Below are 16,246 nucleotides of genomic sequence, written 5' to 3'. Positions count from 1 at the left end.
TCTGTCTGGTTAGGGCAGCAGCGACGTCGGGAAAACGGTACATACCGTTTGTGGGGAGCCATCTTGAAAAGACGTCCGCGGCATGCCAAAAAAGCATGCAGGCGGTAGCTCCCACGCGAAAAACCAGCGTCAGTTGGCGCTGGCGAGGACTTCAGTAAGGCCGTCAGATACCGTGCAGGGGGTCGGTAAACGGTGACGCGTTGCGTCAAAAGGGACCGGGGGCAGTGGTAAAAAGGTTCACGCCCTGCAACCAATGTGGACGGATTCTATGCAGGGTTTTATAGATCGTCAACACTATAGATAGGCAAATGTATAACTAATTGTAATAATGAACAGTGTTCAGTCCGTTCAGAACCGCGTGGCGCGCGCTTCTTGAGCTATCTCAAATACGTCGTCCAAAGCAGGCGATTTGGCCAAACTACGTGCGCGTGCCAACACAGGTAAAATCGACAATCGTTCTGGCACCGTGAAATCCTGCGACGCCCTTTCTTTTTGCCGTTAGCCCGGCTATCTACCGCACCAGATGAAATACAAAGACCTGCGCGATTTCGTCGGCCGTCTCGAAACGATCGGTGAATTGCGCCGTATCTCGCAAAACGTCTCGCCCGTCCTGGAAATGACCGAACTGTGCGACCGCGTCCTGCGCGCCGGCGGTCCGGCGATATTGTTCGAGAGCCGGCAACAGCATGCGTTCCCCGTCCTCGGCAACCTGTTCGGCACGCCGCGCCGCGTCGCGCTCGGCATGGGGATCGACGCGCAGCCAGGTGAAGGCGATGGCGCTGCGCTGGAGTCGCTGCGCGACGTCGGCCGCCTGCTTTCCGCGTTGAAGGAACCGGAGCCGCCGAAGGGACTCAAGGACGCGGGCAAACTGTTCTCACTCGCGAAGGCGGTTTGGGACATGGCGCCTAAAACGGTGAGCGCGCCGCCTTGCCAGGAAATCGTCTGGGAAGGCAACGACGTCGACCTCGGCAAGTTGCCGATTCAGACCTGCTGGCCGGGCGATGCAGGGCCGCTGATCACATGGGGCCTGACCGTCACGAAAGGCCCGAACAAGAGCCGACAAAACTTAGGCATATATCGCCAGCAACTGATCGGACGTAACAAACTGATCATGCGCTGGCTCGCACATCGCGGCGGCGCACTCGATTTCCGCGAGTTCGCGCTGCAGAATCCAGGTAAGCCATATCCCGTGGCCGTGGTGCTGGGCGCCGATCCGGCGACCATCCTCGGGGCGGTCACGCCGGTGCCCGATACGCTTTCCGAATATCAGTTCGCCGGGCTGCTGCGCGGCGGGCGCACCGAGCTCGCGAAGTGCATCACGCCCGGGGTCGATGGCTTGCAGGTGCCCGCGCGCGCGGAGATCGTTCTGGAAGGCTTCATCTATCCGCAGGAAGGCACGCCCTCGCCCGCTCCGGCTGGCGCGCCGCCACGTCCGGCCAAGGGCGCGTCGGCCGCTTACGAACACGCGCTGGAAGGCCCTTACGGCGATCACACCGGCTACTACAACGAGCAGGAGTGGTTTCCCGTCTTCACGGTCGAGCGCATCACGATGCGGCGCGACGCGATCTACCACTCCACCTACACCGGCAAACCGCCCGATGAACCCGCCGTGCTCGGCGTCGCGCTCAACGAAGTGTTTGTGCCGCTGTTGCAGAAGCAATTCACCGAGATCACCGACTTCTATCTGCCACCCGAAGGATGCAGCTACCGGATGGCGATCGTGCAGATGAAAAAGAGCTACCCCGGCCACGCCAAACGCGTGATGTTCGGCGTGTGGAGCTTCCTGCGGCAATTCATGTATACGAAGTTCATCGTCGTGGTCGACGAGGACGTGAATATCCGCGACTGGAAGGAAGTGATCTGGGCGATCACCACGCGCATCGATCCGGCACGCGACACCGTGCTGGTCGATCGCACGCCGATCGACTATCTGGATTTCGCTTCGCCGGTAGCAGGCCTCGGATCGAAGATGGGGCTCGACGCCACCAACAAATGGCCCGGCGAAACAGATCGCGAATGGGGTCGCCCGATCGAGATGGACAGCGCGGTCAAGCAGCGCATCGACACCTTGTGGGATGAGTTGGGACTGTAGAAACAGGCCTCGAATCACACCATTGAGCTCCTTGATTCTGTCGGCATCGAAGCGATCCATTGACCCGCCGGATCGCTCCCGCTCGAACAAGTCTGAATAACAAAACTGATGGAGCAGTTGCGCGGATGCATGCCTTTTCAATGATGTCGGATGGTTTTTTTCTGTCGTTGTCGTTGTGTCTGGATATCGGTCTCGTCAACGTCGCGATGATTTCGCTGACGCTGTCGCACGGCTTCAAGCCGGGCTTCTGGCTGGGCCTGGGTTCCTGTTTCGGCGATCTGGTTTACGCAGCGCTCGCGCTCGCGGGAATGGCTGCGCTGCTGCAGTTCGAATCGGTACGCTGGGTGGTGTGGATCGGCGGCGCGGCGATCCTGCTGTTTCTCACGTGGAAGATGGCGCGTGAAGCATTGTTCCCGGCTTCGGCACCTGCCGTTGCCGGAGAGGCAGATGCCAATGCGCCGCCGCTTTCCCCATGGCGGGGTTTCTTGCGCGGCATGTTGCTGGCGATGTCGTCGCCGTCGGCGATTTTGTGGTTTGCCGCGGTGGGCGGCGCGTTGATTGCAAAAGCCGGCGCCACCAGCGCGACGACGGCGCCGGTATTCCTCGGCGGCTTCTTCCTGGGTGGCTTGTGCTGGACGATCTTTATCTGCGGACTCGGCAGTCACGGACGCAAACGCGCCGGCACCGGTTTGCTGCGCGCTTGTCATGTGTTGTCGGCACTGCTGTTCGCGTACTTCTCGTATAGCGTGATCGTGAACGGTTATCGCGATCTGATCGTGCAGACCGCGCACGCGGTAAGCTAGAAAAAACGGCCCGCCTAAGCGAGCCGTTTTCCATCAATGTCAATCTGCACAGCCTTACACTGCGCGTCGTAAAAACGATCAGGCAGCCTGTCAGGCCAGATACTGCGCGAGCTTCTCAAGATCGACGTTGCCGCCGCTCACCACCACGCCCACGCGCTTGCCCTTCACGGGCACGATGCCGTTGAGCACGGCAGCAGCCGCGAGGCAGCCCGTCGGCTCGACCACGATCTTCATGCGCTGCGCGAAGAATCGCAGGGTCTCGATCAACTGCGCGTCGCTGACCGTTTCGATTTGTGCGACCAGCTTCTGAATGATCGCGAACGTGTAGTCGCCGAGATGCGTGGCGGCGGCGCCATCTGCAATCGTGCGCGGCGTGGCGATATGCACGATCTCGCCGCGGGCCAGCGATTGCTGGCCGTCGTTGCCCGCTTCGGGCTCGACGCCGATCACGGTGCACTCCGGGCTCAAGGCCGCCGCCGACAATGCGCTGCCGCCAATCAAACCACCGCCGCCAAGGCAAACGAACAGCATGTCGAGCGGGCCGGTTTCTTCGATCAGCTCCTTCACCGCGGTGCCCTGCCCCGCGATTACGTGCGGATGGTCGTACGGCGGAATCAGCGTCATGCCGCGCTCTTCGGCGAGCCGCCGGCCGATCTCTTCGCGATTCTCCGTGTAGCGGTCGTAGCTGATCACTTCGCCGCCATAGCCTTTGGTCGCCGCGACTTTGGCAGCGGGCGCGTCGTGCGGCATGATGATCGTCGCGCGAATGCCGGCGAGGCGTGCCGATAGCGCGATCGCTTGTGCATGGTTGCCCGACGAGTACGTCAACACGCCTGCTTTGCGTTGCTCCGCGTCGAAATGGGAAATCGCGTTGTAGGCGCCGCGAAACTTGAATGCGCCCATGCGCTGAAAGTTTTCGCACTTGAAGAATACCGACGCACCCGTGCGTTCATTGAACGTGCTCGACGTCAGAACGGGGGTACGGTGGGCGACGCCTTCAAGACGCGCGGCGGCGTCGAGTACGTCATCAAAGGTGGGGGCGGGAAGCACTTGCATCGGCAAAACTCTCCAGAAGCGGTGGCTAAACAGCCATTCTCCCAGCTTCGCCGATGCTTTGGTATGCCGCGCTAAAACATAAACGGCGTAACCCGGCGATCAAGCCGGCGTTACGCCGTCAACACACACTCTGTGTTCCTGTAGCGATTAGCGGCGATAGTAGCCGTGGCCGTAGTAACCGCGGTAATAGCCGTGGTGATAATAAGGACGATAACCGCCGTAGTACCCACCCACCACGACTGCTGGCGGCGCATAGTAACCCGGCGCATACACTACCGGCGGCGGAGGCGGCGGCGGCGCGTAATAGACTGGCGGCGGCGCGGCATAAACCGGGTACGCCGGTGCGACTGGAATACCAATACCGATACCGACGGAAACGTGCGCTTCGGCAGCAGTGGCGAACCCCACGCCGAGTGCGGCGGCAACGACAAACGGAACGATCTTTTTCACTTTTGTTCTCCTGGCGCGGCCCACTAAGGTCGCCGACTTCGCATGCCTTGCATGCTATGAATTCAATGTATCGAAAAAGCCTGTACATAGATGTGCGCATTTGTTGCAAATTGCAATCGGCGGCATCAGGCCGGAACGTGCGCCGACATTGCGCCGCCGGGACCCACAGCTCATCGGATTGAGAACGGACTGACAACTAAGGGTTTGCCAGCGGGTTTGCTGGCGCCTTGACGGATGTGAAGCTATGGTCTTGCGGCCCCTGAGCGCCTGTGGGGCGCATTTGTCAGTAATCTTTGATTACAAATTAGCTTCAATCCTGACGGCCGAAATGAAAAATGCCCGGCGCAACAGCGCCGGGCATTTCTTACCTACGAGCAGACAGTGGCTTCAGCCTACTTTCACATAGGCGAATTCTCGGGAGACGTTCGGCGGGACATACGCGCCGCTGATGCACACGCGTGGCGTCAAGCGCTTCTTCTGGTCCCACCAGCGACGGCGCTGCGAGTGCGTCAAAAACCGCAAGTGCTTTCGGTAAGAAAAAATATTCATCGTTACCTCCCGAATCTGACTGCGAGACGAAAAACCCAGAACAGCAACTACAAACGAACTCATGAAAGAAATTGTGAGCAGTTTTCAGACCTGCGGGGCGCGCAAGGCCGGATGACCGACCGCATGCGCCATATCTCGCGCGCACTGATCAGAGGAATGCCGGCAGCAGTACAAGCCACTGCTTAATGGATGGGCGATACTTCTGCTTTCCCGTTCAAGCATCCCGTCTGGAGCAGGCAACCATGTCCCAGCCCTCTCTGCCGCGCCTCGGCTTCATCGGTGCGGGCCGGCTCGCGCGCTGTCTCGCGCTGAGCTTTTCACGCGCCGGCTACGCCGTCACGGCGGTGGCGAGCCGTACAGCAGCCTCGGCCAGCCGGCTCGCCAGTCAAATCGAATCTTGCGCGGCATTCGGCGACCCTCAACAGGTCGTCGATGCCGCCGATATCGTCTTTTTAGCGGTTCCGGATGACAGCATCGGTACGACAGCGCACACACTGCGGTTCACGGCCGATGCGACACGCGCCCCGCACGGCAAAGCGCTCGTGCATTGCAGCGGCGCCTCGCCGGTGGAATTGCTGGCCACGGCGCGCGACCAGGGTGTTTCGATAGGTGGCTTTCACCCACTCTACCTCTTTGGCGGCGATCTCGCCGACCTCGACCGGATCGCCGGCTGCTCGGTGACGATCGAGGCCGATGGCGCGCTCAAGGACGCATTGACGGCACTGGCGGTCGCTCTGCGTTGCCATCCGCTGTCGATTCCGGCGGGTGGACGCATGCTGTACCACGCCGCCGCGCACTACGCCGCCAGCTTCGCGCTGTGCAGCCTCGCCGAATGCGTCGCGCTATGGCGCACGCTGGGTTTTGATGAAGACGACGCGCTGCGCGCGCTGCTGCCGATGCTCTCCGGCACCATCGAAACCGCCCGCGACAAAGGCCTGCCGAACGCGCTCGCCGGCCCTGTGTCGCGCGGCGACACGGGCGTTGTTGAGAAGCAGTTGGCGTTGCTCGAAGGCCTCGGCGGCGACCATGCAGCGCTCTACGGTTTGCTGACGCGGCGTGCGGTTGGACTGGCCGAACGCCGCGTCAAACCGCCGGCCGCGATCGAGGCGATTGCCCAGACGGTGGAAGAATCGCTCAACCGCTCGCTGAATCAGGCGGCGGCAGGTGCAAGCGTCAAGTAAGCCGTGATAATGTGACGTCCGGCGCCGCGCGCAATCCGCCTGCGCTGCGCTTCGGGACCAACAGACGAGAACGCACAATGATCAAGGTCAGCATCCTCTATCCGTATCGGGAAAACGGCCACTTCGACGTGGACTATTACTGCGTCACGCATATGCCGCTTGCGGCCAGACTGTTCGGACCGTCGCTGAAAGGCTGGTCGGTCGATGTCGGCATCAACGCCGGGCCGCCGGGAACGCCGCCGCCGTATGTCGCCGCAGGCCACTTCCTGTTCGAGAGCGCGGACGACTTCTATAAGGTCTTCAAGCCGGCCTCGGAGCAGTTGCTTGCCGACATTCCGAATTACACCGACAGCGGCAACGGCACGATTCTGATTAGCGAAATCAAGATTTCTGTGTGATGTCCCCTGGTCGGGTGTGGCTTGTCGGCATACAGTTTGCCGATTAGTCTCATGCGAACGTCTGGAAATTGATCCACTGCGTCCCCATTTGGACGCATAGGCGCCTTCGTGCGGGAACGGCGCAGGTAATCCAAATGAACATGCCGGCGCACCGATCGGTCAGCGCCGGCACCCTGCGGTTGATCGACAGCCGCGATTCGAAGGATAAGGACACGAGATGTTTGGCGATATCGCCCGTTTTCTGCTCAATACCGTCTTTACGCTGTTCGGCGCAGCGTTGCTGCTGCGCGCATGGCTGCAGGTCGTGCGCATGCCGCCGTACAACCCGGTCACGAACGCCGTGCTGCAAGTCACCAACTGGATCGTACTGCCCCTGCGGCACGTCCTGCACAGTACCCGCAACATCGACTGGGCGAGCCTCGCCGCGGCGCTGATCGCGGCAATCGTCTATGTGGTGCTGATGGTGGTGCTCACGGGCGCCGATCCGCTCACGCTGGTGCCGACGCTGCTGATCGTTGCCGTGCTGACCGTCATCAAGTGGGCGTTGAATCTGATCATCTGGATGACGATTCTGATGGCGCTGCTGTCCTGGCTCAATCCGCGCTCGCCGGCCATGCCGATCCTGTACCAGTTGACCGCACCGTTCCTGAATCCGCTGCGCCGTGTGGTGCCGCAACTCGGCGGCCTCGACCTCTCGCCGATTCTGCTGTTCGTGATCGTGCAGGTGCTGCTGATGGTGGTGACGCGTGCGGCCGTTCAGTTGACCTACTTCGTAATCTGACCGGCGCTCCGTGCGCCTTGCGGGTAAGGGTGGCGGTGGTGTGATTTGCGCTAACCGCCCCTTCCCGAGTAGAATCATGCGCTCTGCGGGCGTCGTATAATGGTAATACCCTAGCTTCCCAAGCTGCAACGGCTTGAGCAAACCCACTATTCATGCGGGTTTTAGACGTGGTTTTCCAGCAGGCACCATTGAAAACCACGTGTCATGCGGGTTTGAAGGCGACGCCAGTTTTCACCCCAGCGTTCGCGGCAAAAAGCTAAAGCTATACGTTTGACGCCATCTGCCTTAAGCAAGCGTCAGCAAAACCTCAGCAGGGATGCCTTGGCTCGCCAAGGCGACTAACCGCTGAATCTGCTGAACGGCATAAGAGATGTGGTGATTTTGATCCACAAGTACCCATGTGCCCGGATTACCAGTTCCCGCATGGCCGGTCGCACAGTCATGTATGTATTGATCCCCATAACTGAAAGCGCCGCCTTGATAGTGCGAACTGTGCAAGACTTCCGACGCAAGTCTACGGTATTGCTCGTACTTGTCTCCCTGCCGCAAACTTTGGCCGCGATGAACGTGTAGCTTTGACCCTTGGGTGTAGCGAATTTTGCCGTTGATATGAGGGCTAGGCGTGAGATCACTGAAATCCGGATGAATCACCCCGTAGTCACTGTAAATGGGCATCACGGGAAGCTGCTCAGTGACTACGTTGGCCCACAGAGTAAGCTCGCTTCGATCAACCGTTCCACATGAGTTTTTCTCGATGGCAGATACGGTTTTCGGCGCACTTGAACCGGAAACAATAATTTTTCGGATATTGACGAAACCCATCAACGCATCAATGAAATCGCGTGTATCGCTTGCGGCTGCCAACGTCTCGGCTTCCGTCCCAAGATAGCGATGATCTAGCATGATATCCAGCATACGCAGGTCAAGTCCCATACCGCGCAAATCAAAAATCCGCTCGATAGTCTCGTCAGGAAACTCTATGTCGTCGTGATCCAGCCTCAAGAGCATCCCGCCCCGGCGCACGGCCCACTTCACCGCAGTCGCCAATCCCGCTTCATCCCGGTCAAAGCCGTAGACAGGCTCAAAGGGGACGTCCGCACTGTTCAGCAGAGAAAAACCCGCGTCCAGAGCAGGCTCTCCGCTCGCCACAAGAGTACCAGGCTTGAGAAGAGGGAAATCCACGTAGCATGGCCGGGTGCCGGAAAGCTTAGACAAGCGTGTGGCAAAGCGCGCAAGCAACTCTTCCGGTTTATGAGTGGGCAAGAACGGCGGTAGCTCGTAAAGCGGCTTTATGAACGCCGAAAGAGCTGGCTGGACGTATGCCATCGCCTTGATATCGTTGATCTTACCTTTGATTACGGGACAATATGCAAAGTTAGAGTTCACGGCTTCCCTCTCATTTCAACGATATCAACCGACAGGCTATTGATTAGTGAAAAGCTTCCTGACTGCGCCCTGCCCGGTTAAATCTGTAAAAATCGCGTAGTTTTCAGCCTCTCTTTGCAGACGCCCGGCCACAATCGCGGGATGGATTCCTTGCTCCCGAGCAAAATTCACGATCCCTGCCTTCGTCGGCATCTGACGCACGGACGCGCTCCGCCAGTGCGCTCGAGAAATCAACAAATCTCGAGCAACTCTGTTAGCTTCTTTTTCAATTGCATCATTGCTCTCGGCATCAACAAGTCGATCCAAGATAACGTCGCCTGGCCGACTCAAATGCTTCCAAACGTGAGCACACTCGTGCAATAGAGTGAACCAGAAGTTATCTATCCTATCGAATCGAAGCGTTAATCCAATCACAGGCAACCCCGATCCAGAGAGCATAGCTGCTCCGTCCAGCTTCGTTTTTGTGAGGTGTTCTTCCACCACCACCGCTATTCCGGCATCTCTTAGGAACTCAACAGCTCGCAAAGGACCATCCTCTTCCCGACTAAGGCCGATCAATTGCTTGAAAAACGGCTCAGTTAGCTTTTCAATATGAAATGGACCACGTGCGCAGTACGCTGGCTCCGCCGCTTTTTGCAATACTCTAGCTTGCCACGCTGTGAGCGCGTATAGGGCCTCCGGCGTGAAGGCGTCACCCTTGATCGTCCGACGTGCCAATACGCCGGGCCTCGCCCCGCCCAAAGACTTTTCGATAAAAATCCGAACGACTTCAGCACTCTTTGCTGCGTCAGCACGACGGCGTTCTACATTTATCCAACCCCTGGTAAGCATCTCCTTTACAGGAAATCTGGACCAATCTATCTCCTCAGTTTCCGCCTGAATGCTGTCAATCGGTGTGGTAGTTGAGTCCTGCACAAGGACATCGGTCGGAATACCGAGTCCAGCAGAGAGTTCTCGAATCATGTTGACCGTGAGCGGCCGTTGCCGCGATAGGAATTCGGACACCCTGCTGCGTGATCCGAAATAGGGGATCAGATCTGTCTGTCGAAGACCCTGCTCCACCATGCGAAATTTCACCGCCTCAACGGGGTCCGGTTTCTCGAACGGATAGATTCGGCGCTCATAGTCCTCGACCAAGAGCGATAGGAGTTCCAACTCAGCCCCTTCCGGCGAATTAGGCATCGGATCAAGCATGACAAGTGTCTCGACCCGAGACATGTATTCCCGATATTGAGCCTCAGACTTAACGACTGCTGGCTTCATTTTGCCTAACTTCCCAATTAATCTTACTGTACTCATCGTGGGTACCAACCCAAGCGACTACGATGATTCCCATCTGATATGCCACATTACTTACCATTCGATAGTCGTTGCCCTTCACGTTGAAGATCACCCGGTTGCCGCCTAAAAAACTGGCAGTGGGGTATCTGAATTTGATGTCGTGCGAGCATACCCACTTCGCATCGCGCGCATCCGCCAACCAAGAGCGAATCCAAGCCCGTGCGAGAGGGTGCTTCGCCGTGAAATCCGCTAGCTTGTCGAGACCGTGTACCTTCATCGCCGTCCGGAGCCGTATTCGTTCATGCCACAATCTAACACGTTGTTCCCATTTTGGGAACAACGTGTTACGCTTCTCGCAGGCTGGTGGGCGTGACTTTCCGGCTACTCCGAAGCGCTATAATTAGTGCCACATCAATCGAATCGGGCATCGGTGGTCGGTGCCAACCCGCCCGCGAGTTCATCCGCGCGGTCCCGAATAGAAAGGTCCGATATGACGACAACGATCAAGTGTGTTGCACGGCGAATGGCCGGGGGGCGGGGGCACGAGCACATTGCCTTCCTTTGGTGGATACAGCTCGAAGGAGAGAATGCAACTGGGAAGGAAGGGGCCTGCTCGCGAGCTGAGATGGTGAGCTATATCGAGCAATATGGCGAATACAGCGTTTGGTGTCCCGATCGCAACCCCAACCAACCGGGCGCATGGGTTCACGTCCACAACAACGGACACGTTAAATATGTCCAGACCGTTGCGGACGGGCGGACAACAGACAATCTGCTTGCTCTTCCGGAACGCTAGTCGGTACGAAGGCTACGCATCTCGTTTATGGATAGAGCTCAACCTATGCAACTTTCTCATTTAGTCAAAGATTGGGGCGGTTTCGAACAACTTGTTGCTGAACTGAACAGGACGGGCGAAGTCAGTGTCGAGCATAACGTCGTGCTGCCTGGGCGGTCGGGGGCTCCACGGCAAATCGACGTCCTTATCCGCCACAAGCAAGGGCTCTACGAGCATCTTATCGTAGCCGAGTGCAAATTCTGGAACAAGGCCGTCGATCGAGCAACGGTCGATTCGATGGCGACAACCGTCCGCGAAGTCGGCGCCTCCCGCGGCGTCATATTTTCCAACAACGGTTTTCAATCTGGTGCGGTGACGCAGGCCAAAGCAGACTCAATAGATCTGTTTCTTGTTAGAGATCTTACGAACGACGAATGGGGAGCGCCCGGCAAGATCATTGATTTTTTTCTTCATGTGATATCGATTTCAATCGGGGGCTTCTCGACAGAGCGCACTTTTTCACTCCCGGGAAGTCAGCCGACAAGCACACGTATGGACCTCCGGCTCGGCAACGCGGAGACGAATAGCAGCACTCCGATTACATGGCCTGGAAGATCGTTCAAAACGCTTGAGGAAGGAATCGAACACGCGGCAAAAGATGCAGCACAAAAGGTTTACCAACCGGCAGCATTTTCGGCAGACGGAAAGTTCGACGCAACGCTAAGGGCGCGTGTCACCGTAAATTTGGCACCGCCCAAGCCGATAGTTGCGAAAATCAACGATGGCACGATATTCATACCAAGCGCAACCCTTCACATAGGAATCTCAATCAATCAAAGCCGAATGATCTTTGACAGAGCAAAGAATCTTGCATTCGCGCTAGCAGTCGAGGATTGTGTGCGCAACACCGTCACAGCTGCCGCGAGAAGCGTAGGGGAAGAGACGACGATGCTAAATCAGCTCAATGCTCCACAGCATGTCTCTGGCAACGATAAGCCATTGGAAAATGGCACCATCTTCAGTGTATGGGTCGCCGGTTTCCAAAATTTTGATGAATTCGCTGGCCTCAATCCGGGCGAAGTTAAGATAGCGCCGGCGGCGTCTTGAGACGTTCGGCACCATCGAAGATGTGAGCAACAACTACGCTTTGACTCGGTGCGTCACGGTAAAGTGAAAGGCCCCGTGGGAGCCTTTCGTAGAAATATGCTTCCAATGGCAAATCACTTCTTGCCTTGCGGCTCGTGCTTGTCCTTTATCATCTGGTAGTACGTACTCGCACCGGCCTTCGTCAGTTTCACATCGGCAATGAACTTCTCAATGATGTCTTTCCGCGTCACGTCCTTGACGGTCCGCATCCGCTTGTAGATTTCCGTCGCCAGTTCCATCTTCGTCGGCGTAGCTGGTGCCGACTTCGCTGCGGTATCGTTCGTCGTCACGCTCGCAGCTGGAGCAACAGTTCCTGCCTTCGAGTCAACGGCAACAGGCTTACCTGCTTTCTCGTCTTTGCCCGTCACACCTTGCTTCTGATCAACCATGATCGCACTCCATTCGTTGAAAGTGCGTCCAGGGTCCAGCAGATCGACCTTCAAGGCAACGGCAAGCGAACGACCACGACCTGCACGACGGCGACCACTTCGAAATTCAGCGAGCAACAGTGACAGTTTTCACGTCACCCTCACGCACCGGCTCTCTACCCCCTTGATCTAACGAGAATTTTCGAACCAGATCATCAGCTTAACTAGATTCTGCTGTGGGGCCAACTTATCGTTGGCCCCACTTTCGAGTAGATAAGTCGCCGCTTTATCAACACAGAAAAAACACCTATCTACAAATCATTGAATATCGCGAATCATTAATCAGCACTACGATCAATCGTTGTTTGGCTCGACAGGAATAGCGATAAACATCTCCTTCTTCTTTTTGCCGGAGGAAATCTTCCTCGGCATCTTGAGCGACTCCCGTTGCTTTTGACGAGGTGTGAGTTCCTCCCACTTTTTCTCAGGCTTCTTATCGACGTTCACAAACCTAATCCGCTTCGGCTTTTCAGGCGTCTCAGTCATGACCATCATGTGCCCGCCGTCCAACACGTTGTGTTGGACCTTAATCTCCTTCGCCCCTTTCACGAAGCTCTTCCGATACTTTTCCATCAACTCGATTGACTCCAGATCAAGCATGTACTTGTAAATCTTTTTCTTGCCTTCGTATTTGTTCGTCCTTGTGGTATTGAGTCCAAGCATCTTAAGGAACACCTTAAGCTGATACATGGGCTTCTTGCGCAGGTCGTCACGAACGCTCGTCTCAAACATCAGCCCAATTTGCCGCACATGCAATTCAACGGCATCGACGAAAGCACCGAGCGTCCCCGACTCAAACTCGGCGAACGTGTCCAACTTCCCATGCTCGTCTACGACACCCGCAGCACGAAGGAGCGTCTTCAGCAGTTCGCACTTCCTGATGTAGTCGTCGCGCTCCGTTACTGATACACCCTGCTCAAGCAGAGCAAACTGATTCCGTTGATACGTGTTGGCCAAGAACACCGAATAAAGCCACACGCATTCGCGAAATCGCCCGCGATTGTCGAGTTTCACCAAATCGATAGAAACCTCCTTCACATCGTAGAAATCTTCGATCTGGAAACGAGACATCTGCGCCTTCTCGTCGGTGGTTACAGTCTGCTTGTCGCACAGTTCGAGGTAACGCTTGAGGGGGATCCGGGAGGCATTTGCGACCACCTCAATTTCCTCTTCCCTGACCTTTTTCTTAGCGCCAAAATATTCTTTCTGCAGCTTTTTCGGATCTTCCGAAATGTCGTGATCTGCTTCGCGAACTTCCCAGCCCTCGCGCTTCTTCAAGTCCACGAAATGTTTGCGGACGTTGTTGAGCGACGCATGACGCATCGACTTCACCTGAGCATAGACCTCGATTAGTTTGTCGTCTTCGTCATATTGTGGGCGCCCTTGCCAGTCGTACCCCTTCAGCACCTCTGGAAGCTCGCCGCGCGCAAGAATGCTCTGACGTATCGCATCGACCTCGTATTCGAGATACAGGCGCGCTGAGGAAATCCATACATGTTGGTCCCTCACCTTCCGCACCCGGGCGAGTTGCTGGTCCATTTCGAAGTGTGTCGTAATCCCCGCACCAAAAAAACCGAATACATGAGTAAATTGAGGCAAGCCTTCGGGAATATTGATGTCCACACCCGTTCCAACTGAGGGCGACACAATCAGAACATCGTAAGTAGCCGAGGTTTTCCGGATCTGCGTAATGAACCTACGGACTTCTTCGGTCGTCGAGTTGTCGGACGTAATGATCCGAATACGGATCTTATCCCCATACCGCCACTCCAATACCTTCTTGATACCTTTCGCCGTATCCTTCGAATTGCATGCTACGAACTGCTTTCCGCCATTTCCGACCACACCGATCAGGTAATCCCGCAATTCCAGTTCGCTGTTATATAGATGCACCACATGTTTCCGTTGCATTTGATCCCGATTCTTGCGGAACCGATTGACATAGAACCGCACGGCCCCTTCGTCGTCACGAAGCAAAGCCGTGATATTGAAGGTCAACCACCCGAGGTCCGCGTCACACAACACAACCTGTTTCGCGCACCGAATATAGTGGTGCATTTTCTTGAAACACGGCTTCCTCTTATGTCCCAAGGTGCTGGACAATACATGGGAGTACACCTGCTCGCTCTCATCGATCAGAACCACATCGTACTTGTGACGCTTCGGGTCAAGATAGCGATCCAGGCTATCCATGCATACCACGCAGTACTTGAGAGCTTCCTGGCGATCCACATAATCATCCAGCCTATCCAGATAACAGTGCATGCTCAGCCTGTCCGCCAATGATCCAGCCAAGGCTTGCCTATGTACGATCAACAAGACAGACTTTCCCTGTGTCCTCCATTTCTTGACGGCGCGTTCCAACTGTTCCGTCTTCCCAGTTCCTTTTGGGCTCCGAATTCCATATACCCCGTCGTCATCGAGATCAGGAAAACCAGCCTCATCGAGATATTCTGAATCCCTGATATAAACCGCCTTCTCGTCGATCATCTCCCGATACTCGACCGGAGCCTCCGCATCGAGCCACTCCGATGGATGCTGCTGCTCCTCGTGGTCGATCTCGATCAGCCCATCTTCGAAAGAGTAAAAATCGAACTCGTGGAGGTGCGACCGATGATTCCACTGCGGCCAGAAAGTTTGCGCGCAGGCACTGCAATACACGCCGTTCTGCCCAGCTTTGGACGTGACAACGAACGCGCTGGCGTGCTTGTCCATATGATGCGGGCAGAAGACACGCGTTCCTCGCGTCAACTCGTGAAGCAGATATGTCCCGTCGCCCTCGGTCCTGATCATCTCGTTTTTATCGAGCGTCACCGACGACCGACTATTTGCAAGACCGTCGTTTGAGATTGCGCGACCATCGTTATGAATCACGTTCCCTCCCAGTTCGATCACGTGCTCGACCTGCTCTATTGGGAGCACGCGATCTACGCGATGGACCTCGCAGTTCTCCGATCCGAAGAACAAGCGGCTCGCATCCGTACAGGACCGATCGCCCGCAAACATACGGATGATGCCGGTGTACGCCAGTTTCATCCGCTGCTCGGTCTCGATTGGCTGCTCCATCAGGAACACAATCCGGAAACGATGGGCGTCCGCGCGATGACTCGGCGTCGTGTAGATGAACCAGCCAAATTTCTGGAAGAATGAGTGCGCAAGCACTTCTTCGATCGTCAGACCGGAATCGATATCGACCGCCAGTACTTGCATGCACAGGAAATTCTTCGATTTCCGTGGGCCTTTCAACCACGCACAGAGCGCATGACCTGCCCGCACTTCCTCAATGCAGGCATCCGGCGCAAGCTCAAGATTCTCGAATTTATAGGTGGCCTTGGACCAGCCATCGGAATCATCGCGGGTGATCTTATTTTTGATGTGCCGATTGATCGCAACCTTCAGCGTCGCAATGCTCGATACCAATATCGGAAACGGCTCGGACGGAGCACCCGAAAGGGGGTTTTGTGTTGCGCAGACGCCCTCAGCAATCTGACGCCGGGGGGTCTCAGGGGAAGTGTTCGTAACCATCGTCATCTCCATGAAAAAGGACTTGACCAATGGCTACCAACCAGGAGAGTGGGCAGGCACACGGGCCAGCCTATAACGAATGACCCCGAAGATCATTCGCTATAGGCTGGTTCGATTGCCTATACCCCCTAACCGCCCGGTCTCACCCCGGGCCGGCTTCCACCTGGAAGCCCATGACGACGCACGTTACCTGTCGCCGGAAAGGTTCAATACCACTACCTTTGTATCAGTAGCGTGTCTCACGCATGCCTACTCTCGAATCAGCGGGCCGCAGATTACCGCACCAGACTCCTGACTGTCAAATCACTGGTCTGGACCGCCCCATCCGACAAGCGCGCGGGTATTCATTAATTCGTAGATAAGTGTTTTGTTTGTGTTGTTAAAGCGGCGTCTTA

At 56.5% G+C, this 16,246-nt stretch carries 14 protein-coding genes; 7 read left to right on the top strand and 7 right to left on the bottom strand.

The window, feature by feature from the left end; all coding sequences use genetic code 11:
• The first annotated feature begins 523 nt into the window (after nt 1–523).
• Both GH665_RS03720 and GH665_RS03715 read left to right on the top strand, forming a co-directional pair.
• A complete protein-coding gene (locus GH665_RS03720; protein WP_153134721.1) occupies nt 524–2,092 on the top strand; it encodes a UbiD family decarboxylase in 1,569 nt (522 codons plus the stop codon).
• A 125-nt stretch (nt 2,093–2,217) separates the two neighbouring features.
• Nucleotides 2,218–2,895 carry a LysE family translocator gene (locus GH665_RS03715; protein ID WP_153134720.1) on the top strand — a complete coding sequence of 226 codons (678 nt, stop codon included), beginning with the start codon at nt 2,218–2,220 and terminating at the stop codon, nt 2,893–2,895.
• A 90-nt stretch (nt 2,896–2,985) separates the two neighbouring features.
• On the opposite strand, the gene GH665_RS03710 is transcribed toward GH665_RS03715, so the two are convergent.
• Nucleotides 2,986–3,951: a threo-3-hydroxy-L-aspartate ammonia-lyase gene (locus GH665_RS03710; protein WP_153134719.1), complete on the bottom strand. Its 966-nt coding sequence runs from the start codon at nt 3,949–3,951 to the stop codon at nt 2,986–2,988.
• Between the two features lie 147 nt (nt 3,952–4,098).
• On the bottom strand, nt 4,099–4,401 hold the full coding sequence (locus GH665_RS03705) for a hypothetical protein (RefSeq protein ID WP_030101191.1): 303 nt from the start codon (nt 4,399–4,401) through the stop codon (nt 4,099–4,101).
• A 791-nt stretch (nt 4,402–5,192) separates the two neighbouring features.
• On the opposite strand from GH665_RS03705, the gene GH665_RS03700 reads away from it, so the two are divergent.
• The 3 genes from GH665_RS03700 (at nt 5,193) to GH665_RS03690 (ending at nt 7,310) form a co-directional block, all read left to right on the top strand.
• Nucleotides 5,193–6,131, top strand: a complete 939-nt coding sequence (locus GH665_RS03700) for a Rossmann-like and DUF2520 domain-containing protein (RefSeq protein ID WP_153134718.1) — start codon at nt 5,193–5,195, stop codon at nt 6,129–6,131.
• 77 nt (nt 6,132–6,208) lie between these two features.
• The gene (locus tag GH665_RS03695) at nt 6,209–6,529 is read left to right on the top strand and encodes an EthD family reductase (RefSeq protein ID WP_153134717.1); all 321 of its coding nucleotides are present in this window, start codon (nt 6,209–6,211) and stop codon (nt 6,527–6,529) included.
• Nucleotides 6,530–6,746: 217 nt separating this feature from the next.
• Complete coding sequence (locus GH665_RS03690; RefSeq protein WP_028197817.1) at nt 6,747–7,310, top strand: YggT family protein; 564 nt, start codon at nt 6,747–6,749, stop codon at nt 7,308–7,310.
• 285 nt (nt 7,311–7,595) lie between these two features.
• Here GH665_RS03690 and GH665_RS03685 read toward each other — a convergent pair whose 3' ends face one another.
• Genes GH665_RS03685 through GH665_RS03675 form a run of 3 tightly spaced genes read right to left on the bottom strand, consistent with a single transcriptional unit; the run spans nt 7,596 to nt 10,254 of the window.
• Nucleotides 7,596–8,696, bottom strand: a complete 1,101-nt coding sequence (locus GH665_RS03685) for a beta family protein (RefSeq protein WP_153134716.1) — start codon at nt 8,694–8,696, stop codon at nt 7,596–7,598.
• 36 nt (nt 8,697–8,732) lie between these two features.
• Nucleotides 8,733–9,959: an ImmA/IrrE family metallo-endopeptidase gene (locus GH665_RS03680; RefSeq protein ID WP_153134715.1), complete on the bottom strand. Its 1,227-nt coding sequence runs from the start codon at nt 9,957–9,959 to the stop codon at nt 8,733–8,735.
• Nucleotides 9,940–10,254 (bottom strand): type II toxin-antitoxin system HigB family toxin, encoded by a 315-nt coding sequence (locus GH665_RS03675; RefSeq protein ID WP_153134714.1) that lies wholly within the window; start codon nt 10,252–10,254, stop codon nt 9,940–9,942. The genes GH665_RS03680 and GH665_RS03675 overlap by 20 nt, the downstream gene beginning before the upstream one ends.
• 213 nt (nt 10,255–10,467) lie before the next feature.
• On the opposite strand from GH665_RS03675, the gene GH665_RS03670 reads away from it, so the two are divergent.
• Together GH665_RS03670 and GH665_RS03665 are read left to right on the top strand one after the other, a co-directional pair.
• Entirely contained in the window at nt 10,468–10,773 is a 306-nt protein-coding gene (locus GH665_RS03670; protein ID WP_153134713.1) for a DUF3892 domain-containing protein, read from the top strand.
• 45 nt (nt 10,774–10,818) lie between these two features.
• Nucleotides 10,819–11,859: a restriction endonuclease gene (locus GH665_RS03665; protein ID WP_167530900.1), complete on the top strand. Its 1,041-nt coding sequence runs from the start codon at nt 10,819–10,821 to the stop codon at nt 11,857–11,859.
• A 113-nt stretch (nt 11,860–11,972) separates the two neighbouring features.
• Here GH665_RS03665 and GH665_RS03660 read toward each other — a convergent pair whose 3' ends face one another.
• Nucleotides 11,973–12,287, bottom strand: a complete 315-nt coding sequence (locus tag GH665_RS03660) for a hypothetical protein (protein WP_153134711.1) — start codon at nt 12,285–12,287, stop codon at nt 11,973–11,975.
• Nucleotides 12,288–12,620: 333 nt separating this feature from the next.
• Nucleotides 12,621–15,851, bottom strand: coding sequence for a plasmid replication protein, CyRepA1 family (locus GH665_RS03655; RefSeq protein ID WP_167530899.1), 3,231 nt, complete (start codon nt 15,849–15,851; stop codon nt 12,621–12,623).
• Between the last annotated feature and the right edge of the window lie 395 nt (nt 15,852–16,246).

Origin of the sequence: Paraburkholderia agricolaris, from assembly GCF_009455635.1 — a bacterium.
Lineage (GTDB): Bacteria > Pseudomonadota > Gammaproteobacteria > Burkholderiales > Burkholderiaceae > Paraburkholderia > Paraburkholderia agricolaris.
The sequence above is the reverse complement of the archived record's forward strand: the minus strand, read 5'-3'. Positions and strand labels throughout refer to the sequence as shown.

Excerpts from the sequence above, each read along its gene's own strand:
- GH665_RS03675 (WP_153134714.1), bottom strand. The coding sequence starts at position 10,254 with ATGAAGGTACACGGTCTCGACAAGCTAGCGGATTTCACGGCGAAGCAC.
- GH665_RS03715 (WP_153134720.1), top strand. The coding sequence starts at position 2,218 with ATGCATGCCTTTTCAATGATGTCGGATGGTTTTTTTCTGTCGTTGTCG.
- GH665_RS03670 (WP_153134713.1), top strand. The coding sequence starts at position 10,468 with ATGACGACAACGATCAAGTGTGTTGCACGGCGAATGGCCGGGGGGCGG.
- GH665_RS03665 (WP_167530900.1), top strand. The coding sequence starts at position 10,819 with ATGCAACTTTCTCATTTAGTCAAAGATTGGGGCGGTTTCGAACAACTT.
- GH665_RS03700 (WP_153134718.1), top strand. The coding sequence starts at position 5,193 with ATGTCCCAGCCCTCTCTGCCGCGCCTCGGCTTCATCGGTGCGGGCCGG.
- GH665_RS03660 (WP_153134711.1), bottom strand. The coding sequence starts at position 12,287 with ATGGTTGATCAGAAGCAAGGTGTGACGGGCAAAGACGAGAAAGCAGGT.
- GH665_RS03695 (WP_153134717.1), top strand. The coding sequence starts at position 6,209 with ATGATCAAGGTCAGCATCCTCTATCCGTATCGGGAAAACGGCCACTTC.
- GH665_RS03690 (WP_028197817.1), top strand. The coding sequence starts at position 6,747 with ATGTTTGGCGATATCGCCCGTTTTCTGCTCAATACCGTCTTTACGCTG.
- GH665_RS03710 (WP_153134719.1), bottom strand. The coding sequence starts at position 3,951 with ATGCAAGTGCTTCCCGCCCCCACCTTTGATGACGTACTCGACGCCGCC.
- GH665_RS03655 (WP_167530899.1), bottom strand. The coding sequence starts at position 15,851 with ATGGTTACGAACACTTCCCCTGAGACCCCCCGGCGTCAGATTGCTGAG.
- GH665_RS03680 (WP_153134715.1), bottom strand. The coding sequence starts at position 9,959 with ATGAAGCCAGCAGTCGTTAAGTCTGAGGCTCAATATCGGGAATACATG.
- GH665_RS03720 (WP_153134721.1), top strand. The coding sequence starts at position 524 with ATGAAATACAAAGACCTGCGCGATTTCGTCGGCCGTCTCGAAACGATC.